Raw genomic sequence first — 25,067 nt, forward strand, 5'->3', positions numbered from 1 at the left:
GAGGCCAGACATTCATGGGTTCTTGAAGCCCTCTCCTGGAGACCGAACATGAGCGAGACACTCGATACCATCAAGCAGCAGATCAGCGAAAACACCATCCTGCTGTACATGAAGGGTTCACCGCAGATGCCGCAGTGCGGATTTTCCGCCCAGGCCGTACAGGCACTGATGGGCTGTGGCGAGCGCTTTGCCTTCGTCAACATTCTGGACAACCCGGATATTCGCGCCGAGCTGCCCAAATACGCCAACTGGCCCACGTTCCCGCAGCTGTGGATCAACGGCGAGCTGGTCGGCGGCTGTGACATCATCGTCGAGATGTATCAAAACGGCGAGCTGGCACCGATGATCAAGGAAGCGGCTGCCAATGCCGCCCCGCAGGAAGGCGATAACGCCTGATCCTGCCGGTTGACGCTTGATGACAGCGTCCTGAACGTAAAAAACCCGCCTCCACGGAGGCGGGTTTTTTAATGTTGGCAGTACAGGCAACAGGATCAGTCACCGTCCATGCTCTGTTCACGCAGCGCCAGATCCCAGCCGCCCAGGTCCTTGAAGCGATTGACGATGGCACAGAACAGCTCGGCCGTGCGCTCGGTGTCATAGCGTGCCGAGTGGGCTTCCTGGCTGTCAAAGGGAATCCCCGCGGCGCGACAGGCGCGCGCCAGCACGGTCTGCCCGTACACCAGCCCTGATAGCGTTGCGGTATCGAAGCTCGAGAAGGGATGGAAGGGGTTGCGCTTGATGCCGGCGCGCTCGATACCGGCATTGAGAAAGCCGTGGTCGAAGGCAGCATTATGGCCGACCAGGATGGCACGGTTGCACTGATGGGACTTGATCGCCTTGCGAATCGGACGAAAGATCTCCTCCAGTGCCTCCTTCTCCTTGAGCGCCGCGTTCTGGCGCAGCGGGCTATCCAGGCGTATGCCGGTAAAGTCGAGCGCGGACTGCTCGACATTGGCACCCTCGAACGGCTCGATATGAAACGAGAAGGTCTCATCGGGCAACAGCTGCCCCTGTTCGTCCATGGTCAGCGTCACCGCTGCAATCTCGAGCAACGCATCGGTGCGTGCATTGAAACCGCCGGTTTCCAGATCAACCACCACGGGCAGAAAGCCGCGAAAGCGACCGGACATGAGTTTTGGGACAATATCGTTCATCGCCGTGTTCTCCTGTCACAGTCAGCAGTGGAAGCCATGGGAATCGAGAGCGCGTATAACCGGGCGGAGCCCGCAGATATGGTGACCGGCACAGGAAGCCTTCTGGTCGAAAGATGAATTCAGTGTGTAGGATCGCAGTGTAGCATTGTGCTCACTGCCAATCCCATCCATCGCACGCAACGCGGTGTTCGCCACGATCCGGTGACGATATACTCAAGCTACATTCAATGCATGACTACACCTCAAGGAGCCGGTATGTCCGATGTAAAAAAGGTTGTCCTGGCCTATTCGGGAGGGCTTGATACCTCCGTAATCGTCAAGTGGCTCAAGGAAACCTACGACTGTGAGGTCGTGACCTTCACAGCTGACCTGGGTCAGGGAGAAGAGGTTGAGCCTGCACGTGCCAAGGCACAGGCGCTGGGTGTGAAGGAAATTTACATCGAAGACCTGCGTGAAACCTTCGTGCGTGATTACGTGTTCCCGATGTTTCGTGCCAATACCATCTATGAAGGCGAGTACCTGCTGGGCACTTCGATCGCGCGTCCGCTGATCGCGCGCCGCCTGATCGAGATCGCCAATGAAACCGGCGCCGATGCCATCTCGCATGGTGCAACCGGCAAGGGCAACGACCAGGTGCGCTTCGAACTGGGTGCCTACGCGCTCAAGCCGGGTGTCAAGGTCATCGCCCCGTGGCGCGAGTGGGATCTGAACTCGCGCGAGAAGCTGATGAACTACTGCGAAGAGCACGATATTCCGGTCGACTTCGCCAAAAACAAGAAAAAATCTCCCTATTCGATGGACGCCAATCTGCTGCACATCTCCTATGAAGGCGGCGTGCTGGAAGATCCCTGGACCGAAGCCGAAGAAGACATGTGGCGCTGGAGCGTCAGCCCCGAAGCCGCTCCCGATCAGGCCACCTACATTGACCTGACGTTCGAGCGTGGCGATATCGTGGCCATCGACGGCCAGACCATGAAGCCGCATGACGTTCTTTCTTATCTGAACAAGGTGGGCGGTGACAACGGTATCGGCCGTCTGGATATCGTTGAGAACCGCTATGTGGGCATGAAGTCCCGCGGCTGTTACGAAACCCCCGGCGGTACCATCATGCTGCGTGCCCGTCGCGCGATCGAATCGATCACGCTGGACCGTGAATCCGCGCACCTGAAAGACGAGCTGATGCCCAAGTACGCCGAGCTGATCTACAACGGCTACTGGTGGAGCCCGGAGCGCAAGATGCTGCAGGCCGCCATCGATCAGACCCAGGGCAGCGTCAACGGCGTGGTCCGCCTCAAGCTCTACAAGGGCAACGTCATCGTGGTGGGCCGTGAGTCGGAAGACTCACTGTTTGATGCCTCGATTGCCACCTTTGAAGACGACGCCGGCGCCTACGATCAAAAGGACGCCGAGGGCTTTATCAAGCTCAACGCGCTGCGTCTGCGCATCGCCGCAAAAAAGGGTCGTCTCGACGACTGAGCGCCACACGTTGTGTCATGGAAGGGGCCGCTTTTCAGCGGCCCCTTTTGTGTCAGACTAAACGCCACTGCGCGCACGCCCCGGGCATTATCACCAACAGAGTCAGGAGCTTTCTCATGCTGAAGAAACTGTTCGATGCACTGCGGGGTTCCGGCAGTGCCACGCCTTCCGGCGAGCCGCCCCGCCAAGTGGCCGATACCGTGGAATACAAGGGCTGTGAAATTGTCATTACCCCGGCACCCGCGGGCGGGCAGTACCGCGTCAGCGGTCTCATTCGCAGAATGCGTGAAGATGGCGAGATGGAGGAGCTGAGCTTTGAACGCTCCGATGTGCTGCCCGATCGTGACAGCTGTATCGACATGACCCGCACCAAGGCCGAGCGCTACATCGATGAGCAGGGCGAGCGGCTTTTCGAGAATACGCACCGCCCGAACTGAGGCGGACCAGACCCCGTATTGCCTGCTGCCAGGGAGTCACCGACCCCATGCCCGATACCGGTAGACCCGCACTGTTGCCGGCCCTCTCACGCTGGCGGCAGCTCCCCGCAGGGGATCGCTTCAGTGATCTGATTGCCGGTCTGATCACGGCCGCGCTGCTGGTGCCGCAGGGCATGGCCTATGCAACGCTTGCCGGGCTGCCGGCGCAGGCCGGGCTTTATACGGCGCTGGCGCCGCTGGTGCTGTATGCGCTGTTTGGGACCAGCCGGGTGATCGCCATGGGCCCCATGGCGTTGACCTCCCTGCTGGTTGGGGAAACGCTGCGGGATGCCAATATACCGTTATCTTTATATGCCGGACATGCCGCATTGCTGGCAGCGCTGGTGGGCGGCTGGCTGCTGCTGATTCATGTCTGTCGACTCGGGCGTCTGATCGATTTTGTCAGCCCCAGCGTGATGCAGGGCTTTACCACGGCCTCGGCGCTGATGATCGTGCTCTCCCAGGCCAGTGATCTGCTGGGTATCAATAGTGCCAACGGCAACGCCATCGAGCGGCTGCTGACGCTGGCTCGATCACTGGGGGACATCGCCCCGGGCGCGGCGCTTTTTGGCGGCAGTGCCATGGTGCTGTTGCTGCTGATGCGTCGTGGGCTTTCACCGCTGCTGCGTGGGATGGGTCTGCCCGAGGCGGCTGCGACGGTGCTGGGCAAGACCGGCCCGCTGATCGTACTGATTCTGGCGCTGGTGCTGGTGCCGCTATGGCCCGGCGCACTGGATCAGGTCGGCCGGATTCCCGCCGGGCTGCCGCTGCCGGCGCTGCCGACGTTGTCCCTGACAGCAATGCAGGCCCTGTGGCTGCCGGCGCTCGGGATTGCGCTGATCAACTACGTCAGCGCCATTTCGGTGGCGCAGACGCTGGCGGCGAAGCATCGCGAGCGGCTCTATCCGCAGCGCGAGCTCTGGGTACTGGGGGCGGCCAATCTGCTGGCGGCCCTGACGCGCGGGTTTCCGGTGACCAGCGGGCTGGGGCGTGCGGTGGTCAACGAACAGGCGGGGTCGAAAACACCGCTGTCATCGCTTTATGCCGCACTGGCATTGATAGCGGTGCTGCTGTTTGCCACCTCGCTTTTCGCACCGCTGCCGCAGGCGGTGCTGGCCGCGATCGTCATCCAGGCGGCCATCCCGCTGGTGGACCCCGGCCCGCTGTGGCGTGCCTGGCGCTATTCGCGTGCCGATGGCCTGGCCTGGCTTGCCGCCTTTACCGGCGTGTTGCTGCTGGGCGTCATGCAGGGCCTGCTGGCAGGCGTTGGCATTGCGCTGGCGCTGCTGCTGGCCCGCGCCAGTCGGCCGCACATTGCCGAAATCGGTCAGCTGCCCGACGGCGGCTTTCGCAACTGCGAGCGCTTTGACGTCGAGCGCCTGCCGCATCTGATGATGGTGCGACCGGATGCCAATCTGCACTTTGCCAACATGGGCGCGCTGGAGCGCTGGATCAACGAGCATCTCTCCGAGCGCGATCAGGTGACTGACATGGTGCTGGTACTCAGCAGCGTCACCCACATCGACGCCGCCGCCCTGCATGCGTTGGAAACGCTCGACGAGCGCCTGGCCGAGCAGGGCATCGCCCTGCATCTGGCCGAGCTGCGTGGGCCGGTGCGTGATCAGCTGCGCCATACGGCCTTCATGAGCGATCATCGCCCGCGGGTCTTTTTTACCTGCGCTGCCGCCTGGCAGGCGCTCTCCGATGACGGCATCGAGTTCAATATCTAGGCTCTGATCATGGCGTGACATCGTCGTGCTCGATCAGTACTTTCTTGAATAATCCGGATCAACTTATAGCCTGAAAGGGCGTCTGCTGTCGCAATCGTGACATCAGACGTCCTTTTTATCCGGCTGCCATGGAGGGCAGGTTGATGCACGATGAGCTTTCAAACGATCCCATTGCCGGCTTCTCCCGACGCCGGTTTCTGCAGGGCACCAGCGGGGCACTGCTGGCGGCCGGCGCCATGTCACCGGTGCTGGCCGGCAGTCGTAATGCGTCAACAACCGGAAGCCGGCAGGGCGGTGCTGCCTCCGGCGCTGCCATGAATGAAGCCTCGGGGGGTGGCCACTTTGGCACCGAGGGGCAGCGCCTGCCAAAGGAGGCGACCTCGGTGCCCGACAGCCTCGGAGGACGACCGATGCCGGAGGTCGAGTATCGCTATCCCGCGCCGCCCGAGAAGCGTCTGGGCTGGGCGATCGTGGGGCTGGGAGATTTTGCCCTCAACGAGATCCTGCCGGCCTTTGGAGCGTGCGAGCACTCGAAGATCACGGCGCTGGTCAGCGGTGACCGCGACAAGGCGCGCGAGGTCGGCAGCCGTTTCGGCATCGGCGAGGAAGGGCTTTATGACTATGAAAGCTTCGATGAGATCGCCGACAACGACGACGTGGATATCGTCTATATCATCGTGCCCAACGCCTTCCATGCCGATCTCACCGTTCGCGCGGCCAGGGCCGGCAAACACGTGTTATGTGAAAAGCCAATGGCGCCGACCGTGGCCGAATGCGAGCGCATGATCAGCGCGTGCCGAGACAACGACCGCAAGCTGATGATCGCCTACCGGGAGCAGTTCGAGCCGCATAACCTGGCCGCCATCCGCATGATTCAGGAGGGTCGCATTGGCGATCTGCGCCAGATCAATGCCCATCACGGCCGCGAGCTTGACCCTTCAAGCCCCGAGGATCAGTGGCGCATGCGTCGCGATCTGGCCGGCGGCGGCTCGCTTTATGACATCGGCATCTACAGCCTCAATGCGGCGCGCTATTTAAGTGGCGAAGAGCCGGTAGAGGTGTGGGGAAACGTCAGCAACAAACCCGATGATCCACGCTTTGCCGAGGTCGAGGACACCATGTGCTTCTGGCTGCGCTTTCCAAGCGGTGTGTTTGCCGAATGCTCCTCAAGCTACAGCGTGTCGAGTTCCAAGCGCGGCACGGTCAATGGCAGCAAGGGCACGCTGTCGCTGGACCCGTTGTCCGAATACCGTCGTCACAAGCTGACCGTGAGCGATGGCAAGGAGATGTGTGAGCAGATCATCGAGGAGGACAATCAGTTTGCCGCCGAGATGGATCACATGTCGCTGTGTGTGCGCGATGACGGCACGCCCAAGACGCCGGGCGAGGAGGGACTGCAGGACATTCGTATCATCACGGCCATCTATGAGGCAGCCTGGACCGGGAAGAGCGTGACAATCGATTCCGACTACAGCCGCTCCCCGGAGGATTTCCTGCGCGGTCGGGAAGACATCACGCCGAAATAGTGGCGCCGGTCTGACCTCTCTACAATGGGCCCCTTTGCATGGAAAGGGGCCCTGTCATGTCTGTTTTTTCACTACCGGTATGCCTGTCATGAAGGCGCTGTTGCTATCGGCCTATGCTGCCGACAGCCATCGCTACTGGGCACGCGGCCTGACAGCGCATCTTGAGATGATCGACTGGACGCTGATCGAGCTGGCGCCACGGCACTTTCAATGGCGCGTGCGTGGCAATCCCCTGAGCTTCATGAGCGAGCATGACGCCACACTGTCACAGGCCTTTGATCTGATCGTGGCCACCTCGCTGGTGGATCTGGCCACGCTGGTCGGGCTTTATCCGCACCTGGGGCGAGCGTATCGCGTCGTCTATTTTCACGAAAACCAGTTCGCCTACCCGCTGGGTCAGGATCAAAAGCCGCGTATCGAACCCTTGATGGTGAACCTCTACAGCGCGCTGGCCGCTGATCGGGTGCTGTTTAACAGCCAGTGGAACCGGGACAGCTTTTTTGATGGCGTGGCCGGATTTTTGAAGAAAATGCCCGAGCGGGTGGCCCCGGTGCGGCTGGAAACGCTCAAGGCGCGCACGGACATCCTGCCGGTGCCGCTGTGGCCACTGGCAGAGGCGCCTTCGGTTGAACGGGAGGCGCCAGCCCGCATTATCTGGAACCATCGCTGGGAGTACGACAAGAACCCGGAGGATTTCTTCGCTGCGCTGGAGGTGCTCTCCGACAAGGGCCTCGAGTTTGAACTGGTCGTAATGGGACAGATGTTTCGCCAGCGCCCCGAGGTGTTCGATCAGGCCGCAGAGCGCCTGAGTCGCCACATTACCTGCTGGGGCCATCAGACGCGCGAACGCTATCTGGAAGAATTGGGGAAGGGCGGCATCGTGGTCTCGAGTGCCTGGCACGAGTTCCAGGGGCTGGCCGTAATGGAAGCCGTGCAGCACGGCTGTGTGCCGCTGGTGCCTGAGCGGCTGTGTTTTCCCGAGTACTACGCCGATCGGTATCGCTACGACGGCAGTCGCGAAGCACTGATTGAACGTCTCGCGCAGTGGCTGACTTCCCCTGCCACGCGCCCGCAGGCCCCCCATATCAGCACCTGGACGTGGCCGCAGATGACGCCACGCTATCAATCACAATTACAGCCATCGGCCTGAGTCAGGCTCAGGCCAGCTCGGTTTTCTCCTTGTACTCGCACAGGTCCTCGATCACGCAGCTGCCACAGCGAGGCTTGCGCGCGATACAGGTGTAGCGCCCATGCAGAATCAGCCAGTGGTGGGCGTCACGCTTGTAGTCGCGTGGCACCACCTTCAAGAGCTTCTGCTCGACCTGATCGACGTTTTTGCCCGGCGCCAGATTCGTGCGGTTGGACACCCGAAAGATGTGGGTGTCCACCGCAATGGTCGGCTCACCAAAGGCGGTGTTGAGAATGACATTGGCGGTCTTGCGGCCGACGCCCGGCAGCGCCTCGAGCCCTTCCCGCGTGCGAGGGATTTCGCCGGCGTGATCGCGCAGCAAAAGCTCACACATCGCCACCAGGTTTTTGGCCTTGTTGTTATAAAGCCCGAGTGTCTTGATGTAATCCTTCACGCCCTCAAGCCCCAGATCCACGATGGCCTGAGGCGTATTGGCCACCGGAAAAAGCCGCGCGGTAGCCTTGTTGACCCCCACATCGGTGGACTGGGCCGACAGCGCCACCGCGACCAGCAGCTCAAAGGGCGAGGACCAGGCAAGCTCGGTGGTGGGCTCGGGATTGGCTTGTTGCAGGCGGCGAAAGATCTCGCGACGTTTTTCGTTGTTCATCAGGGCTGCTTATCAAAACGGTCGACAGGTGAAGTAAAAGGACGGTGACGTCTTCAGGGACGCTCGGCGTTGTCCAGCGCCTGACAGGCGTCCTGCCAGGTTTTTTCGGCGCGATCGATCAAGGCCTGTGCGGCTTCAATATCCTCCGGGCCGCCCTGGCGCCTGGCGTGTGCCAGCTGTCGATTGGCAAGCGCCAGCCGCTGTTTGGCCGCCGAGCGGGCGATGCGCAGGGAGTTGAGACTGCTTGAGGGTGCGCTGACCTGTGACACGGTCGATTCAGCGGGCGCATCATTTTGTGCCTGAATATCGGCCAGCTGCTGACGGGCATGCGTGAGGGCTGCCTGGGTGTCGTTGTCATCCGGAGCGGCGGCCAGGCGTTTTTCGAGGCGGCGTACGGTGGCACTCAGGGCCGCCTTGCGGGCACGCGTATTACCGCTGGGCGCCGGTGTCGAAGGCGCGCTGGTGCTCGCCACGTGTGCTGTCTGCTCTGCGGGCTCGGCGGGGGGCTGCTGACGGGCACGCATGCGCGCGCGGCGGCGGGCCTCCTTTTCTTCGCGCTGGCGCTCGAGCCGGGCATTGCGGTTTTCAAAGCGCCGCCGGCCCAGTTCGGCGCGACGCGCCAGCCAGTCATTTTGTTCGTGCTCGGTATTGGCCGCCAGCCAGCCTGGATGCGGCACGATATCGATGCAGTCTACCGGGCAGGGGGCGACACAAAGTTCACAGCCGGTACATTCGGCTTCAATCACTGTATGCATCTGTTTGGCCGCGCCCAGAATGGCATCCACCGGGCAGGCCTTGATGCATTTGGTGCAGCCGATGCACTCGGCTTCGCGAATCACGGCGGCCTTTGGCTGCTCGGCATCCACTTCCAGTGGCAGGACAGGGCGGTCGAGCAGCGTGGCAAGCGCAACGACCGTGTCATTGCCGCCCGGCGGACAGCGATTGATGGCTTCACCGGCCACAATGGCCTCGGCATAGGGACGACAGCCGGGGTGACCACACTTGCCACACTGGGTTTGCGGCAGCAGGTGATCGATCTCGGTGACGGTAATACTGGCAGATGCGCTCATGCAGGTGGTCGACGGGCCCGGAAGTGATGATCGTTGAAAGTACGGCGATTATACGCGCAATGATCCACCGCTTCGAATCCGAGCCCAGGCATGGGGCGGCATGAATGTTTGCGGGTCAGGAAATGCTGGGCTGGTAGTAGGGGTCCCGGACGCGGGCACCCACCTGGTTACGCCCGGCCTGCTTGGCGCGGTAGAGGCTTTCATCGGCCAGGCGCATCAACTCGGCCGGCTGACAGGGTGCATCCGGCAGACTGATGGCCATGCCTGCGCTGATCGTCACATGTGCAGCCACTGCCGAGTGTTCATGCTGCAGCGACAGCGCTGCGACGGCCAGACGCAGCTGCTCGGCAATGCGCCAGGTACGTTTTCGCGTCACGTTCGCCAGCACAACAATGAACTCTTCACCGCCGGCGCGCGCCACGATCCCCTGATCATCCACGACGCGATCAAGAATGCGGGCGACCCGTGCCAGGCAATGATCACCTTCCGGGTGGCCGTAGTGATCGTTGTAGGCCTTGAAATAGTCGATGTCGATAATGATCAGCCCGACAGCATGATGGTTCTCGTGGGCCTGGGTCAGTGCCTGTACCAGGTAGTCATCCAGATAGCGCCGGTTGAAAAGCCCGGTCAGGTGATCGCGCTGGCTCAACTGCTCCAGCGAGTCGGTACGTGCCTTTTGATGCATCAAAAGATGCTGGAATTCGCGCGCCAGACTGCCGATCTCGTCACGCCGGGCGATAAGGCTGACCGGTAGAACCTCCGAGAAATGGTCTTCCCGGCGCTGTTCACGCGTAAAACGGGCAAGCCTGCGGGTCGGCGCCAGAATGATGATTTCCAGAAGCCCCAGAATGACCACGATCACGGTCAGCAGCACGCCGATGGTCCAGAGCATGGCGAAATTGAACGAGGCTGTATTGGCGACATAATCCCGCCGTGGCAGCGTGGCCTGCAGCGAGAGCTTGTTATCACCGGGCGCCGCATCGAGCCATCGAATCGCCAGCAGCTGGTCATCGCTGATGCGAATAATGGGCGGCGGCTTGATGATCAGATCCGGATGCAAGATGGGTTCGATGGAGATATCGACCCCGGTTTGATCGCGAATGGCGTCAAACCAGTCACGATCCATGGCGCGTACCACGGCCAGCCAGCCCAGCGGGGAAGCATCACCACGTTCGGTCGGCACAATGGGGCTGGTGGCGATCATGGCAGGGGCTGGCACGCTTAGAAGCCATTTATCCAGCTCAGGCCGCTGGTGGCGAACGTGCTCCTGCACCACGCCGAAAATCGGTGCCATCCAGCGACAGCTGTCGGCCGCCGAGCGGCAGGTACTGTATTGATCCGTGCCACGGTCGTAACCGGCGATCCAGACCGGTGTGCCGTCCATGCGCATGAAGATCATCATCAGATGATTCATGTCTTCAAACATTTCCTGGCTGAAGTTCTTCTCGGCAAACGCCGGTGCCTTGCCCTGCATGAAGTCGTAGGCATCATCCCAGCTGGCCCAGTCACGAGCCTCGGCCCCCAGACTGTCCAGATCGTTTTGCCAGGCGCTCTCTACCCGCCCCATTTCCTTGGCCACGTAGTCATCTTCACTTTCCAGCAGATTGGGATAGACCAGAAAGTGCGCAATGCTCCACAGCGCCAGCAGGGCGAGAACCGCCACCAGCACCAGAGAAAGCAAAAAGCGAAACCGTAGTGAATGCATGCCGTTGGGTATCCGTGACGATTTGACATCACCCGGGAAGTTGGTGGGCGCACTGTCAGCGTATGGGTATATCGGCGCGTCTCATGGTTTATGAAGATGTGGTGGCAGCAGGGCGTAAAAAAGACGCCAGCGTCATTAACGCTGGCGTCTGATACGAGGGGCGCGTTTGTGATCAGCTCACGCGTTGACCCGGCTTCGCGCCACTGTCAGGCGAGAGCAGATAGATGCCGTCGTCATCCCCGGCGGCGAGCACCATGCCTTCCGACAGGCCAAAGCGCATCTTGCGCGGCGCCAGGTTGGCAATCATCACGGTCAGCCGGCCCTCGAGCGCCTCGGGGGCGTACTGCGAGCGAATGCCGGAAAAGACGGTGCGCGTCTCGCTGCCGATATCGAGCGTCAGTTTCAAAAGCTTTTTGGCGCCCTCAACGTACTCGGCCTGTGTGATGCGGGCGATGCGCAGATCGACCTTCGCGAAATCATCGATGTTGATTTCCGGTGCGATGGGCTCGATAGCAGCAGCCGGGGCTTCAGCTGTGCCGGCACCCGGTGCGGCGGTGGCGTCACCCTGAGCGGCCTTTGCGTCGTCCTTGAGCTTTTTCTCCACCGCGAGATCCTCCTTTGAGGCCTCGATCATCTGATCGATTTTGTCGCTCTCCACGCGGGTCATCAGCGGTTTGAACTTCTCGATGGGATGATCAAGCAGCACGGTGGTGCGGCTGGCCCAGTTCAGCGTCTCAAGGTTGAGGAAGGTGCGGGCGCCTTCGGCCAGGGTCGGCACGATCGGTGCGAGATAGACCAACAGCTGGCGGAAGAGGTTGATGCCCACCGAGCAGATATCCAGCACCTCCTGCTCGCGGCCTTCTTCCTTCGCCAGCGCCCAGGGCGCCTTCTCGGCGATGTAGGCGTTGGCGTCATCGGCCAGCGCCATGATGCGACGCACCGCGCGGGCGAATTCACGCGCTTCGAAATCGGCCGCGATCGCTTCGCCTTCATCGATAAAGCGCTGCACCAGTTCGGGCTCGGCGCAGGTCGCGGACAGGCGCCCGCCGGATTTTTTCACAAAGCCGGCGCAGCGGCTGGCGATGTTGACCACCTTGCCGACCAGGTCCGAATTGACGCGAGCGGCGAAGTCCTCGAGGTTGAGATCCAGATCATCGACGCCGGCGGTCAGCTTGGCGGCGAAGTAGTAGCGCAGGTACTCGGGATTTAAAAACTGCTCATAGGTTTCGGCCTTGATGAAGGTGCCGCGGGACTTTGACATCTTGGCGCCGTTGACGGTCACGAAGCCGTGACAGTTGACCCCGGTGGGCGTGCGAAGGCCTGCGCCTTCGAGCATCGCCGGCCAGAACAGTGCGTGGAAATAGACGATATCCTTGCCGATGAAGTGATAGAGCTCGGCGGTGCTGTCCTTTTTCCAGTACTGGTCAAAGTCGATGCCTTCGCGCTCGCAGAGCTGCTGAAAGCTCGCCATGTAGCCGATCGGCGCATCGACCCAGACATAGAAATACTTGCCCGGCGCATCGGGAATCTCAAAGCCGAAGTAGGGAGCGTCGCGGGAGATGTCCCAGTCGTTGAGCCCGGCCTCGAACCACTCCTGCAGCTTGTTGGAGATCTGCGGCTGCAGGCGTTCCGAGCGCGTCCACTCTTTCAAAAACGGCTCGAACTTGGGCAGCTCGAAGAAGTAATGGGTCGAGCTTTTGACCACCGGCGTGGCGCCGGAGACCGCCGAGACCGGATTGAGCAGCTCGGCCGGCGTATAGGTCGCGCCGCACGCCTCACAGTTGTCACCGTACTGATCATCGGTGTGGCACTTGGGGCAGGTGCCCTTGACGAAGCGGTCGGCCAGGAACATGCCGCGCTCGGGATCATACATCTGCTCGACGTCACGGGTGGCGATAAAGCCGCCGTCGCGCAGGGCGCGATAGATATTCTCGCTGTGGACGCGGTTCTCTTCCGAGTGGGTCGAATAGTAGTTGTCAAAGGCCACGCCAAAGCGGGCGAAATCGGCCTGATGCTCGGCGTTGACCCGGTCGATCAGCTGCTGGGAGGTAATCCCTTCCTGCTCGGCGCGTAGCATGATGGCGGTGCCGTGGGCGTCATCGGCACAGACGTAGTGACACTCATGGCCGCGGCTTTTCTGAAAGCGCACCCAGATATCGGTCTGGATGTATTCCAGCAGGTGTCCCAGATGGATCGAGCCGTTGGCATAGGGCAGGGCACTGGTGACCAGAATCTGGCGCGAGGCGTTGTCTGACGTGGTAGGGGTCGACATGAAAAAGCACTTCCCGTGACAAGACCCGAGGCCGGACCACGCAGGGCCGGGCGGGGCGAAGAGGGTGAAATCGGTGGCCGATTGTAGCATTGATCATGTCGAATTCGCGCCAGGTGGTGACGCCCGCCGTTGGTACTGTCACGATGCGTGGACATCACAAACAGGTACTGGCACATGTCCAAGACCCGCTGGCAGCGTATTGGCCTGGCCATTGTCTTTGGCTGGTTTTTTCTCGGTGGCATCGCGCATTTTGCCTGGCCGGAGATCTTTGCCTCGATCATCCCGCCGGCGCTGCCGTTGAAAACGCCGGCGGTGCTCATTACCGGCGCGTTTGAACTGCTGGGCGCCATCGGCATCCTGTTGCCACGCTATCGCCGCGCTGCCGGCATCGGGCTGGTGGTGCTGGCGATCTGTGTGACGCCGGCCAATGTCTATATGTGGTGGCACGCCGAGCATTTCGCTCCGATTCCATCGTGGCTTTTACTGCTGCGCCTGCCGCTGCAGGTACTGCTGATCGCGTGCATCATCTGGACCACACAGCCGGTGGGGTCGCGACGTGGCAGGTCATCATGAATGCGTCCGTTTCCCGAGCCCGGGGTGTGTACAATGGCCGACCCACAATGATCGATGGCCCTGTCTCATGTCCGGTGATATCCACCTTGAAAAGATCGAGACGCCACAGGGCGTCAGCTGCTTCAACTGCGAGGCGTGCTGCTGTCGCCTGCTGGTGATGCTTGACGATGACGATCTGGCCCGCGGTGTGCCTCATGGTCTGCTCGATGAAGACGAGTGGGGCGGTGTGGTGATGCGTCAGGATGAAGAGGGCTGGTGTGCGGCGGTGGATCGCAACACCATGCTGTGCAGCATTCATCCCCGCCGCCCGCAGGTCTGCCGCGACTTCGATGAAGGCAGCTTTGAATGTCGTGAAGAGCGCGCGCTTTACGGTCTTGTCGACCAGGCCCCTTGAACTGATGTCAGCGCCCGGTGATGGGCACTGACAGGCAGCGTTTTCCCATTTCTTCCTGACAGGTATTTCATGGCCAAGCTGTGTGAGATTGATACCGCCGATATTCCCGGCGGGGGCGGTCAGCTGCGGCTTTTGCAGCGCAACGACGAATTCTCGATTCGTATCGCCGGCAAGCCCGGCGAGCTGATGAACACGCGACTGCACGGCTCCGAGGACGCGTTGGCCGAGCTGGCCTGTGCGCGGGTGTGCGAGCGTCCCGAAGTGCGCGTGCTGGTGGGCGGGCTGGGGATGGGCTTCACCCTGGCCGCGGCGCTGGCAAGCCTGGGGGCCGAGTCCGAGGTGGTGGTTGCCGAACTGGTGCCAGGCGTTGTGGAATGGAATCGTGGTCCGCTTGGGGCGGCGGCCGGCTATCCGATTCGTGACCCGCGCTGTGAAATCATCGTCGATGATGTGGTGGCCGTGCTGGCACGCAGTGAGGGCGCCTTTGACGCCATCATGCTGGATGTGGACAACGGCCCCGAGGGTCTGACCAAGCGCGATAATGACCGTCTCTACAGTGCTCGCGGGCTGGAAAGCATTCAGCGCGCGCTGCGACCGGATGGCGTGCTGGCAGTCTGGTCGGCGGGCATGGATCCGGGCTTCAGCGAGCGGCTCAAGCGCGCCGGGCTTTGTGTCGAGGAGCACATGGTACGTGCCCATCGCCCGGGCAAGGGGGCGCGTCATACCATCTGGCTGGCGTGGTAACCCATGACCGGGGAATGAAGGCTGTCATCCGGCGGGGATGAGATCGTTGACGCATCGTGGCCTGGCTCACTGCCACGCTCTGAACTAATCTGATGCCAACGCAGGAACGCGTTAACGGTCGGCCTCCATACGGGGCGGCCTGCATTCATAACGAAGCAAGGGGCAAGACATGCGCAATATCATTTATATCATCGGTCTGGTGGTCGTGGTGCTTTTCGTTCTTTCCTTCCTGGGACTGCGTTAAACGTCTATCGACGGACCCTTGCAGGCCGGCGATGCTGCAAAAAAATGCCCCGGGGACAGTCACCCCCGGGGCATTCGTTTTTGTCACATGCACAAGGCTGTATTCCCTTTCATGTCGGGTGACAGGCTGCCACCCGACAGGGCCCTTATGACTGCGCGATCATCAGTGACTTGGTGTTGACGAATTCAAGCATGCCATAGCCGCCGTGCTCGCGGCCGTAGCCACTTTCCTTCACGCCGCCAAAGGGCAGGTTGGGCTGGGCGATATAGTAGCCGTTGACGCAGACCATGCCGGTATCGAAGTGCTCGCGCGCCAGACGTACGGCGCGCTCTTCGTCCTCGGAGAAGATGCCGCCACCCAGGCCATAGACCGAATCGTTGGCAATGCGAAGGGCGTCTTCCTCGTCGCGGGCGCGGATCAGCGAGGCGACCGGGCCGAACAGCTCACCGTCATAGGCCTGCATGCCGGGCGTGACGTTTTCCAGCACCGTGGACGGGTAGAAAAAGCCATCGACGTCCGGGATCTCGCCGCCGGTCAGGCACACAGCGCCCTTCTCAACGGACTCCTTCACCTGCTCATGGAGCTGATCACGCAGGTCCTTACGGGCCAGCGGGCCCAACTGGGTGTTCTCATCGGTGGGGTCACCGAATTCAACCTGCTTCATTTTCTCGACGAAAGCGTCACGGAACTGCTCATAGACGGCATCCACCACCACGAAACGCTTGGCGGCGACACAGGTCTGGCCGTTGTTGGTGATGCGCCCGGTGACGCAGGTCTCGACCGCCTTGTCGATGTCGGCATCCTCGAGTACCAGGTAGGCGTCGTTGCTGCCCAGCTCCAGCACGGTCTTCTTGAGCTGTTCGCTGGCGGCTGCGGCCACCTTGCGACCGGTCGCGGCGCTGCCGGTAAAGGTCACACCGCGCACCAAACGGTGCTCGGTCACCTGTGAGGCCTGCTCATCGCGAATGTAGAGCACGTTGAAGACGTTCTCGGGCATGCCGGCTTCACGGAAGATCTCTTCCAGCGCCTCGGCGCAGCCCCAGACGTTGGGCGCATGCTTGAGCAGCACGGTGTTGCCCGCCATCAGGTTGGCGATGGTGTAGCGCACGACCTGATAGAAGGGAAAGTTCCACGGCTGAATGCCAAAGATGATGCCGATCGGCTGATGCGTGACCAGGGCACGACCGCCCGGCAGATCGCGCTCTTCTTCAGCCAGCACGCTGGCAGCGTTGTCGGCACTGTAGTCACAGATGCTCTTGCAAAGCTCAAGCTCGGGCGGTGCCTGGCTGATCGGCTTGCCCATTTCCTGAGTCATGAGGCTCGACAGGCGATCCTTGTGCTCGACCAGCAGTTCACCGACCCGGCGAACCAATGTGCCGCGCTCTTCAAGGGAGCGCTGCTTCCACTCGAGAAAGGCCTCATGCGTCTGCTCGATCTTTTGCTGCAGCTGTTCATCGGAGATGGTTTCGAACTCACGGATCGTCTGGCCGGTGGCCGGATTCACGGTTTTAATGGTGTTCGACACAATAACCTCCTCTGGTATGACAAAACGTCCCTCAGTGTAGAGCGCCTGCCGCGGTATTGCCGTAGTGAATACTGGCTGTCCCTTGCCTGATCCTCCAGCATCACCTTGAGCCCGGCGAGACAGACGTGCCTATACCTTGCCTATTGGCTGTGGCATAACGATGGGCATCAACCTATTGCAGGAGACAAGCACATGCTGGATACCATCAATACGTTCTTTGAGCGCATGACCGGCCGCGAGCCGAATGATCAGGACCAGGAATTGACGCTGGAGCTGGCCGTGGCCGCGCTGATGTGTGAGGTGATGCGTGCCGATGGCGAGATGAAGGCTATTGAGCATCAGACGCTGCGCGAGATGCTGCAACGTCGGTTCAGGCTTGATGACACTGCCGTGGAAACGCTGGTCGACATGGCGCAACAGGAGGTCGAGGATGCGGTGGATCACTACCAGTTCGTGCGTCTGATCCGGGATGAATATGATTATCCGCAACGGGTGGCATTGATCGGGCGGCTCTGGCGTGTGGCCTATGCCGATAGCGCGCTTGATCCGCTGGAAGAGGCGCGTGTGCGCAAGATTTCCGAACTGTTGTACGTTGAGCATGCCGATTTCATCATGCAAAAGCTTGAGGTACAGCAGGCACTGGGCCTGGCGTAGTATCCTCACACCCCTGCCTTGCTTGTTCCCTGCCACTGATGATCAGGATGTTCCGTGTTTTCAACCTTATCCTTGCGCCTCGGGATGCTTCCCTGCGTGCTCATGATGGCGGCCGGCCTTGCAACACTGGTGTCTGCACAACCGGTGTCTGCACAGGACGATGTGCCCGATACTCGACAACTGCCGCCGCAGGCCTATAACGGTTATCTGGAGCAGCACACGGTGCCGCTGTGGGAGGGGGATGTGCCGAATGCGCAGGGAGAGGGCTTTCGTGATGTGCCCACCCTGACCATCTACCCACCCGGGCAGCAGCCCAATGGCACGGCCGTGATCATTGCGCCCGGCGGCGCCTATCAGGTGCTGTCCGACAATATCGAAGGGCGCCAGATTGCCAACTGGTTCAATACCCGGGGCGTGGTGGCGTTTGTGCTCAAGTATCGGCTGGGGCCGGATTATCCGATGCCGGTGCCGCTGGAAGATGCCCAGCGCGCGATGCGCTGGGTGCGTGCCCATGCCGAGGAGTTCAGCATTGATCCGGACCGGGTCGGCATGGCCGGCTTCTCGGCCGGTGGACACCTGGCAGCGCTGGCCGGGACACGCTTTGATCAGGGGGAAGCAGACGCCGACGATCCGGTCGAGCGCCAGCGCAGTCAGCCCGATTTTCTGGTGCTGGGCTATCCGGCGCTGGTGATGTTCAGCGACCCGAAAAGCCGCATCGATTATTGTCAGCTGATGGGGATCGATGAGTGCGATCAGGCGTGGCGGGATCGCTATCGCCCCGAGCGGCAGGTCAATCAGGACACGCCGCCGACCTTCATCTATCAGACCACCAATGACGAACTGGTACCGCCGCAGGGCAGCGTCGATTTTTATACCGCGCTGGTCAACGCCCACGTGCCGGCCGAGATGCATCTTTTTGGCAACGGCCCGCACGGCTCGGGACTGGGCATGGGCGATGTGGCGCTGGACAGCTGGACCACGCTGCTGGATCAGTGGCTGCGCGGTCGCGGGCTTTATCAGCCCATGACGCCAAAGGATTCCTGAGCCCGATCAGGCATTGGTGTTCTCTGCCTGCGCAGGGGCAAGCAGGGTTTCCGTGATGGCCTCGCCGAGTTGCTCAAAAAGGGCTTCGGCGGGGTTGCCCTCATCCATGTCTTCAATACAAACCGCAAGCACGATCGCGTTGTCCGGCGCGTCAGGGCGGATGACGCCCATGTGACAGGCACGCTGATGCTGGGTGCCGGTTTTCTGGATAAAACTCACGTCCTGTGGCAGGCCGCCTTCCAGCCGATAGCCGTCGTAACGGTCGATCTTGAGATTGTCGAACAGCAGTTCGCGGTGCTCCTCGTTGATCAGCTCGCCGCGCACCAGTGCGGTGAGCAGGTCGGCGTAGCCCTTGAGGGTGGCACTATTGACGCGCGTGTCGTAATAGCGATCAAAGGCGGTGGTCATGTCATCGGTATCGAGCGTGTCGCGATCAACCTCAAGCGCGCGCGCCAGCGCTGCCGCCCGTTCATCGCCGATTGGCGCCGAGGCAATCTCGACGAGCTGCTCGCGGTCAAGCGTGCGGGCATCAGAATGCATTTCGCCATAGACGCTGTAGCGCACCTCGGCCAGCGTGGTCAGGGGTTCGAAGTCGCTGCTGCCGAAAAAGCCCTGGCTTGTCATCTGCTGAAGACGACGATTAAGCGTTTCTACACCGATCGTCTCGATCAGCATGTCGGTGGCGACGTTGTCGCTGTCGATCAGCATGCGCTTTAACAGGTTGTCGAGGCTGTAGGCCTGACCGGGCTCGACCCAGAGCAGGTCGCCGGCGCCATCAATGCGATGGGAGGGTTCAAGCGTCAGCTCGTCGTCCAGAGAGAGTTCACCGTCTTCTACCTGTTGAAGCAGCACGATGGCCACGGGCACCTTGACTGCCGAGGAGAGATACCAGAGGCGATCGCCCTTGTGATCAAGTCTTTTGTCCTCACCCAGATGGTGGACATGAACGCCCAGGGTGCCTTCGGCGTCGTCATCCAGCGTTTTGATTCGCTTGCCCAGGGTTTGTACCCAGCCGCCATCGGTATCCGTGTCATTGGCAGGAATGTCATCGGCGCAAGCGGCGGTGCTAGAAAGCAGCAGCAGGGCCGCTGTCACCAGTACTCCGGTTCGGACAGGCAAAAAATGTGTCATGTTTTTTCTCGTTGTTGATGCGTCATGATTGACCGCCGTACCCGGCGGCGCCATCAGCGAAAGACGCCGGATTGCCGGATGGCCTGGCCCACCTCCTTTAGTGCCTGTTCCGAGCGAGCCAGTGACAGTGACCCCTGCGTGCAGGCAACGATGGCGACACGCTGCGCCCCGGTTTCGCCTTCATGGATGGCAACGCCGCCGTCGCAGAAGCGCCCGCGCTGGGTGCCGGTCTTGTGGGCAAAGCTCACCGTATCGGGCCAGTCTGCACGCAGACGTTTGGCACCCGTGCGGGTGCGCGCCATGACGGCCATCAGCTCATCGGTGCTTTCCTGCGAAAGGAGTTCGCCACGTACCAGCCGTGTGAGCAGCTGGCCATAGGCATCAAGGCGACCGCTGTTGAGACCGGCGGCATAGTAGTTTTCAAACGCCTCGCTCAGATCGCGGGCGCGAAAGTCGCTGACCGGCACGCCGATGAACCGACTGATGGCGGCGAGGCGTGCCTTCTCCTCGCGCGCCTTGCGGATATCGACGAATTCGAGTCCGTCGAGCTGCATGGCGTTGGGGTGAAATTCGCTGTAGGCGTAGCGGCGCACGTCGGCAAGCGTGGTGATGCGCTCGAAGCCTTCCGGTACCAGCGTTTTGAGATGTTCATTGACCCGGTCTGCACCGCCGACCCGGCGTATCAGCATGTCGGTGGCGGTGTTGTCACTGCGGGTGATCATCTGCTCGAGCAGCCAGCGCAGGCTGAGCTGTTCACCCGGGGAGTGCCAGTTGGTTTCACCGGCACCATCCACGTAGTCACTGCGCTCAAGGGTCATGGTGTCATCAAGGCTGAGCCGGCCGGCATCGACGTCGTCCATCAGTGCCAGCGCGACCGGTACCTTCACCATCGACGCCAGATACCAGCGCTGCTCACCGTGAAAGGAAAAGCGGCTGTCGTCTTCAAGATCGCGCACGAAAACGCCGATCTCACCCGGGTAGGCGGCATTGATGCGCTCGATATCGCCGGTCAAGCGCTCGGGCCAGTCGGTATGAGGCGTGGCATCAATCTGTTCCTGCAGCGACTGCGCGCTCACCGGTCCGGATGAAACAAACAGCAGCAGGGTGGCCATGAGTGTCATCAGCCACGGGCAGCCCAGCCTTCGGGGAGTGGGTAGATCGTTACGGCAGGGTGCATCCATACGGTTTTCATCTTCCATGGCAGCGGGTGTGCTGTTATTGGCGCAAGGTGTCATGGGAGTATAGAAAGCAGATTCACGCCTGATGCCGAGCCTCAGACGCACTTAAGACATCCTGCAAATAGTGCCGGTCATCCGGTTGTATACATCAAGGACCACCAGGGTCCGGGAAACACAACGTCATGCAGATATCACGTCACATTGTCATCGACGACAGCGAGTATGAGCTGCGCGCCATTCGCGCTCAGGGCTCGGGGGGACAAAACGTCAACAAGGTGGCCTCGGCCATTCATCTGCGCATGGATATAAAGGCCAGCAGTCTGGCGCAGGAGTACAAGGACCGGCTGCTGGCCCTGAAGGATCACCGCATTACCGCCAGCGGCATGATCATTATCAAGGCGCAGTCCCACCGCACCCAGGAGCTCAACCGCCAGGAGGCGCTCATGCGCCTTCGTCAGCTCATCAAGTCGGTGATCTATACCGCCAGGCCACGCAAGGCGACAAGACCCACGCTGGGTTCCAAAAAGCGTCGGCTTGAAGGCAAGAAACAGCGCGGACAGAAAAAGGCCCTGCGTGGCCGGGTGGATCACTGAGACGAAAGGTGAGCCCCTGAACGGCCGTGGCACGGTCATATCCGAGTGTTTCACCTGGGATTGTCGGCGGGTGAGGGTTTATACTGTCGCTCGATCATGACATCGCAGCGTGACAGGCGGTGTCGGCAGGGAATGGACAGGAGAGAAACAGTGCTCGAAACAGTCAAACATGTGGTGGCCGTGGCCTCCGGCAAGGGCGGTGTGGGCAAGTCCACCGTCACCGTCAATCTGGCGCTGGCGATGGCCGCTCAGGGCCATCGCGTGGGCGTTCTGGACGCCGATATCTACGGTCCCAGTCAGGCGCAGATGCTGGGCATCAAGCCGGGTACCCGACCGACCATGGTCGATGACAAGACCATGAAGCCGATCGAGGCGCACGGCGTAAAAATGATGTCAATGGGTGTGCTGGTCGATACCGAAACCGCCATGGTCTGGCGTGGACCGATGGTCGCCGGTGCCTTTCAGCAGCTGCTGACCCAGACCGGCTGGGGGGAGCTTGATTATCTCTTCATCGACATGCCGCCAGGCACCGGTGACATTCAGCTCACGCTGTCGCAGCAGGTACCGGTATCGGGCTCGGTAATTGTCACCACGCCTCAGGATATTGCCCTGCTGGATGCGCGCAAGGGCATCGAGATGTTTCGCAAGGTCAACGTGCCGGTGCTGGGCGTGGTCGAGAACATGAGCACGCACGTGTGCTCGAACTGCGGACATGAAGAGGCGGTCTTCGGCGAAGGCGGCGGTGCGCGTATCGCTGCGCAGTACGACACCGAAGTGCTGGGTCGTCTGCCTCTGACCATGAGCATTCGCGAGCAGGTCGATGGCGGTCGTCCCACCGTGGTCGCCGACCCCGAGAGCGATGCCGCGCGTGCCTTCATGGCGATCAGTGCCCGTATCGATGAGCAGCTTGGCGCGAAAACGCGCGAAAGCGGCCCGTCGATCAGCTTCGGCGACTGATACGCCTGCCTCGTGGCGCATCGCCCGGACGGATCACGGCCTGCAACAGGCTTTAGTCCGTCCGGGCGTGTCGGTATCATGCACGGCTTTAAGATACGGCCATCGGACACTTTGATTCCACAGCGACGTATCGACTTTCTCTTTTCTATTTCAGGCATTGCGACAGGACACCCCTCGTGAGCATCAAGGCAGATAAATGGATTCGCCGCATGGCGCAGGAACACGGCATGATCGAGCCGTTCGAGTACGATCAGGTCCGCCATGCCGGTGATCAGCGCGTCATCTCCTACGGTACGTCAAGCTATGGCTATGACGTGCGCTGCTCCGATGAATTCAAGGTGTTTACCAACATTCACTCCGCTACCGTCGATCCCAAGCATTTCGACGAGAAAAGCTTTGTGGATGTGAAGGGGGATGCCTGCGTGATTCCGCCCAACTCCTTTGCGCTGGCACGTACGGTGGAGTACTTCCGCATTCCGCGTAATGTGTTGACCATTTGTCTGGGCAAGTCGACCTACGCGCGCTGCGGCATCATCGTCAACGTCACGCCGCTGGAGCCCGAGTGGGAAGGGCACGTGACGCTTGAGTTCTCCAATACCACCAATCTGCCGGCGCGCATCTACGCCAATGAAGGCGTGGCGCAGATGCTCTTTTTCGAGTCCGATGAGGTATGCGATACCTCCTACAAGGACCGCGGCGGCAAGTACATGGGCCAGCGTGGCGTAACGCTCCCCCGCACCTGAACCGCTGACCCCCAGCCCGGCTAGCCCAGATGGGTGCTGCTGCCGGGCTCTTCCTCCCGTGACATCTCCTCCAGGCCATGCACGATGCCGCAGTCCCCGATGGGGCTGGCATGGCCGCACTTCTCCCGCAGGCTCTTCAGCTGTCCATGCAGCTGCGTAAGCTCTCTGAGGCGCACCTCAACGTGCTGAATGTGCTCATCCAGCAGCGCATCGATGGCCTGACAGTCACCGCCTGGGTTATCCATCAACGCCAGCAGCGCGTGAATCTCGGCGTGGCTCATGGCCAGCGCCCGGCAGTTGCGGATAAAGACAAGCCGCCTGAGATGCGATTGGCCGTAATGGCGGTAGTTGCTCTCACTGCGATGCGGCGCCGGTAACAGCCCCTCACGCTCATAAAAGCGGATGGTCTGGCTGCTGCAGCCGGTCTCTTTCGCCAGCTCTCCAATCTTCATGGTTTGCTCCCATGGGTGGCGTGCACTGATTGTCCATGTCTGACGTGGTTACCATAGGGTTTCTGAGGCCTGGCATCCAGGCGCGGCTGTCGTTTCCAGGCCTGAAAAGAGGGCAAATAAAAAGCTGTTAATGACATGGCCATGTTGGCCCCGACCAAGGTCTCGATAGGGTGTTTGGTTTAAGTATGACACTTTGATGACAGCGCGATGACACTCGTCAGCTCCCGGAGAGGAGGCAGGCTATCCCTGTTGCGCGGTTTCAGTCACCTGTCGAGGCATTCATGTTCTCCATCTTCAAGGCCGGGCGCCCCGGCAAGCCGCTTCCCGAAGCGGATATTGATGGTACCTACAAGCGGCTGCGCTGGCAGATCTTTGCCGGTATCTTCATCGGCTATGCCGGTTACTACCTGGTGCGCAAGAACTTTACCCTGGCCATTCCGAGCCTTGTGGAGCAGGGGTACTCGCGTGGGGATCTGGGGCTGGCGCTGGCCGGGGTCTCGATTGCCTACGGCATTTCCAAGTTTTTGATGGGGGCGGTGTCGGATCGCTCCAATCCGCGCTATTTCCTGCCGGCGGGGCTTTTATGCTCGGCGCTGATCATGTTTTTGTTCGGCTTCTCGGAGTGGGCGACTTCCAGTATCGCCATCATGTTCGTGCTGCTGTTTCTCAACGGCTGGGTGCAGGGCATGGGCTGGCCGCCGTGCGGACGCACCATGGTGCACTGGTGGTCAAAAGGCGAGCGCGGCAGCATCGTGTCGGTGTGGAACGTGGCGCATAACGTGGGCGGCGGGCTGATCGGACCGCTGTTTATTCTGGGTATGGCCTGGTTCAACGACTGGCGCTCGGCCTTTTATGTGCCGGCGGCCGTAGCGGTGGGGGTGGCGGTCTTTGCACTTTTGACCATGCGCGATACGCCACAGACCTGTGGCCTGCCGCCGATCGAGAAGTACAAGAATGACTACCCGGAAGGCTATGACGAAAGCCACGAGCGCGAGTTTTCCGCCCGCGAAATCTTTGTCGAGCACGTACTGAAAAACCGCCTGTTGTGGTTTATTGCGCTCGCCAATGTCTTTGTCTATCTGCTGCGCTACGGCGTGCTTGACTGGGCGCCGACCTACCTGCAGGAGGTCAAGCATTTCACGGTGGACAAGTCTTCCTGGGCCTACTTTCTCTATGAATGGGCAGGCATTCCCGGCACGCTGCTATGCGGCTGGCTGTCCGACAAGCTTTTCCGCGGCAATCGTGGCGCCACCGGTATCTGCTTCATGGGCCTTGTCACGGTCTTTACCGCGCTTTACTGGCTCAATCCGCCGGGCAACCCGACCATCGATCTTTTGTGCCTGATCGCCATCGGGTTCCTGATCTACGGCCCCGTCATGCTCATCGGTCTGCACGCGCTGGAACTGGTGCCCAAAAAGGCCGCCGGGACTGCGGCCGGATTCACCGGACTGTTTGGCTATCTGGGCGGCTCGGTCGCTGCCAGCGCGATGGTGGGCTATACGGTGGACCACTACGGCTGGGATGGTGGATTCGTGCTGTTGCTGGGTGCCTGTGTCCTGTCGATAGCCCTGCTCGCCCTGACCCTGCGCAAACCTGCCGGCAGGCACGCTCACTGATCCTGAAGGCCGGC

General features: G+C 61.0%; 24 protein-coding genes. 15 read left to right on the forward strand and 9 right to left on the reverse strand.

The genetic code is table 11. The annotated features are described in order from the left end of the window. Positions 1-48 precede the first annotated feature (48 nt). Entirely contained in the window at positions 49-396 is a 348-nt protein-coding gene (grxD, locus tag IE123_RS00775) for a Grx4 family monothiol glutaredoxin (protein WP_189514133.1), read from the forward strand. Between the two features lie 95 nt (positions 397-491). Here grxD and rnt read toward each other — a convergent pair whose 3' ends face one another. After that, positions 492-1,154: a ribonuclease T gene (gene rnt / locus IE123_RS00780; protein ID WP_189514136.1), complete on the reverse strand. Its 663-nt coding sequence runs from the start codon at positions 1,152-1,154 to the stop codon at positions 492-494. Positions 1,155-1,409: 255 nt separating this feature from the next. On the opposite strand from rnt, the gene IE123_RS00785 reads away from it, so the two are divergent. The 5 genes from IE123_RS00785 to IE123_RS00805 all read left to right on the forward strand — a co-directional run bounded on the left by IE123_RS00785 (position 1,410) and on the right by IE123_RS00805 (position 7,512). Continuing rightward, positions 1,410-2,630: an argininosuccinate synthase gene (locus IE123_RS00785; protein ID WP_189514137.1), complete on the forward strand. Its 1,221-nt coding sequence runs from the start codon at positions 1,410-1,412 to the stop codon at positions 2,628-2,630. Between the two features lie 116 nt (positions 2,631-2,746). Then, positions 2,747-3,067, forward strand: coding sequence for an HlyU family transcriptional regulator (locus tag IE123_RS00790; RefSeq protein WP_189514139.1), 321 nt, complete (start codon positions 2,747-2,749; stop codon positions 3,065-3,067). Between the two features lie 47 nt (positions 3,068-3,114). Further along, positions 3,115-4,836: a SulP family inorganic anion transporter gene (locus tag IE123_RS00795; protein ID WP_189514141.1), complete on the forward strand. Its 1,722-nt coding sequence runs from the start codon at positions 3,115-3,117 to the stop codon at positions 4,834-4,836. Between the two features lie 143 nt (positions 4,837-4,979). After that, entirely contained in the window at positions 4,980-6,362 is a 1,383-nt protein-coding gene (locus IE123_RS00800) for a Gfo/Idh/MocA family protein (RefSeq protein ID WP_229819502.1), read from the forward strand. Between the two features lie 88 nt (positions 6,363-6,450). Then, the gene (locus tag IE123_RS00805) at positions 6,451-7,512 is read left to right on the forward strand and encodes a tRNA-queuosine alpha-mannosyltransferase domain-containing protein (RefSeq protein WP_189514143.1); all 1,062 of its coding nucleotides are present in this window, start codon (positions 6,451-6,453) and stop codon (positions 7,510-7,512) included. 7 nt (positions 7,513-7,519) lie between these two features. Here IE123_RS00805 and nth read toward each other — a convergent pair whose 3' ends face one another. The 4 genes from nth to metG all read right to left on the reverse strand — a co-directional run bounded on the left by nth (position 7,520) and on the right by metG (position 13,205). Beyond that, entirely contained in the window at positions 7,520-8,158 is a 639-nt protein-coding gene (gene nth / locus IE123_RS00810; RefSeq protein ID WP_189514146.1) for an endonuclease III, read from the reverse strand. A gap of 53 nt (positions 8,159-8,211) precedes the next feature. Then, on the reverse strand, positions 8,212-9,228 hold the full coding sequence (locus tag IE123_RS00815; RefSeq protein ID WP_189514148.1) for an RnfABCDGE type electron transport complex subunit B: 1,017 nt from the start codon (positions 9,226-9,228) through the stop codon (positions 8,212-8,214). A gap of 115 nt (positions 9,229-9,343) precedes the next feature. After that, the gene (locus tag IE123_RS00820) at positions 9,344-10,933 is read right to left on the reverse strand and encodes a sensor domain-containing diguanylate cyclase (protein WP_189514150.1); all 1,590 of its coding nucleotides are present in this window, start codon (positions 10,931-10,933) and stop codon (positions 9,344-9,346) included. 172 nt (positions 10,934-11,105) lie between these two features. Continuing rightward, entirely contained in the window at positions 11,106-13,205 is a 2,100-nt protein-coding gene (metG, locus tag IE123_RS00825) for a methionine--tRNA ligase (protein WP_189514152.1), read from the reverse strand. Between the two features lie 174 nt (positions 13,206-13,379). Here metG and IE123_RS00830 point away from each other — a divergent pair, with 174 nt between their 5' ends. The 3 genes from IE123_RS00830 (at position 13,380) to IE123_RS00840 (ending at position 14,916) form a co-directional block, all read left to right on the forward strand. After that, positions 13,380-13,778, forward strand: a complete 399-nt coding sequence (locus IE123_RS00830; protein ID WP_189514154.1) for a DoxX family protein — start codon at positions 13,380-13,382, stop codon at positions 13,776-13,778. Positions 13,779-13,845: 67 nt separating this feature from the next. Continuing rightward, entirely contained in the window at positions 13,846-14,172 is a 327-nt protein-coding gene (locus IE123_RS00835) for a YkgJ family cysteine cluster protein (RefSeq protein ID WP_189514157.1), read from the forward strand. A gap of 69 nt (positions 14,173-14,241) precedes the next feature. Beyond that, positions 14,242-14,916 carry a spermine/spermidine synthase domain-containing protein gene (locus IE123_RS00840; protein ID WP_189514159.1) on the forward strand — a complete coding sequence of 225 codons (675 nt, stop codon included), beginning with the start codon at positions 14,242-14,244 and terminating at the stop codon, positions 14,914-14,916. A 389-nt stretch (positions 14,917-15,305) separates the two neighbouring features. Here the strand turns inward: IE123_RS00840 and IE123_RS00845 are convergent, their stop codons facing one another. Then, positions 15,306-16,685 (reverse strand): NAD-dependent succinate-semialdehyde dehydrogenase, encoded by a 1,380-nt coding sequence (locus tag IE123_RS00845; RefSeq protein ID WP_189514161.1) that lies wholly within the window; start codon positions 16,683-16,685, stop codon positions 15,306-15,308. 192 nt (positions 16,686-16,877) lie between these two features. Between IE123_RS00845 and IE123_RS00850 the strand changes: the two genes are divergently transcribed. Next, positions 16,878-17,339: a tellurite resistance TerB family protein gene (locus tag IE123_RS00850; protein ID WP_189514163.1), complete on the forward strand. Its 462-nt coding sequence runs from the start codon at positions 16,878-16,880 to the stop codon at positions 17,337-17,339. A 102-nt stretch (positions 17,340-17,441) separates the two neighbouring features. Continuing rightward, positions 17,442-18,383, forward strand: coding sequence for an alpha/beta hydrolase (locus IE123_RS00855; RefSeq protein WP_229819612.1), 942 nt, complete (start codon positions 17,442-17,444; stop codon positions 18,381-18,383). 6 nt (positions 18,384-18,389) lie between these two features. On the opposite strand, the gene IE123_RS00860 is transcribed toward IE123_RS00855, so the two are convergent. Next, positions 18,390-19,514, reverse strand: a complete 1,125-nt coding sequence (locus IE123_RS00860; protein ID WP_189514167.1) for a serine hydrolase — start codon at positions 19,512-19,514, stop codon at positions 18,390-18,392. Positions 19,515-19,567: 53 nt separating this feature from the next. Continuing rightward, complete coding sequence (locus IE123_RS00865; RefSeq protein ID WP_189514169.1) at positions 19,568-20,695, reverse strand: serine hydrolase; 1,128 nt, start codon at positions 20,693-20,695, stop codon at positions 19,568-19,570. Positions 20,696-20,874: 179 nt separating this feature from the next. Between IE123_RS00865 and arfB the strand changes: the two genes are divergently transcribed. From arfB to dcd, 3 genes are all read left to right on the forward strand, one after another. Beyond that, on the forward strand, positions 20,875-21,285 hold the full coding sequence (arfB, locus tag IE123_RS00870; RefSeq protein ID WP_189514171.1) for an alternative ribosome rescue aminoacyl-tRNA hydrolase ArfB: 411 nt from the start codon (positions 20,875-20,877) through the stop codon (positions 21,283-21,285). Positions 21,286-21,435: 150 nt separating this feature from the next. After that, the gene (gene apbC / locus IE123_RS00875) at positions 21,436-22,242 is read left to right on the forward strand and encodes an iron-sulfur cluster carrier protein ApbC (protein WP_229819504.1); all 807 of its coding nucleotides are present in this window, start codon (positions 21,436-21,438) and stop codon (positions 22,240-22,242) included. Positions 22,243-22,418: 176 nt separating this feature from the next. Beyond that, positions 22,419-22,985 carry a dCTP deaminase gene (dcd, locus tag IE123_RS00880; protein WP_086622150.1) on the forward strand — a complete coding sequence of 189 codons (567 nt, stop codon included), beginning with the start codon at positions 22,419-22,421 and terminating at the stop codon, positions 22,983-22,985. A 20-nt stretch (positions 22,986-23,005) separates the two neighbouring features. On the opposite strand, the gene cadR is transcribed toward dcd, so the two are convergent. Then, positions 23,006-23,437: a Cd(II)/Pb(II)-responsive transcriptional regulator gene (gene cadR, locus IE123_RS00885; RefSeq protein ID WP_189514175.1), complete on the reverse strand. Its 432-nt coding sequence runs from the start codon at positions 23,435-23,437 to the stop codon at positions 23,006-23,008. Between the two features lie 281 nt (positions 23,438-23,718). On the opposite strand from cadR, the gene glpT reads away from it, so the two are divergent. After that, entirely contained in the window at positions 23,719-25,053 is a 1,335-nt protein-coding gene (gene glpT, locus IE123_RS00890) for a glycerol-3-phosphate transporter (RefSeq protein WP_189514177.1), read from the forward strand. Positions 25,054-25,067 lie beyond the last annotated feature (14 nt).

The organism is Kushneria pakistanensis (assembly GCF_014652795.1).
Taxonomy (GTDB): Bacteria; Pseudomonadota; Gammaproteobacteria; order Pseudomonadales; family Halomonadaceae; genus Kushneria; species Kushneria pakistanensis.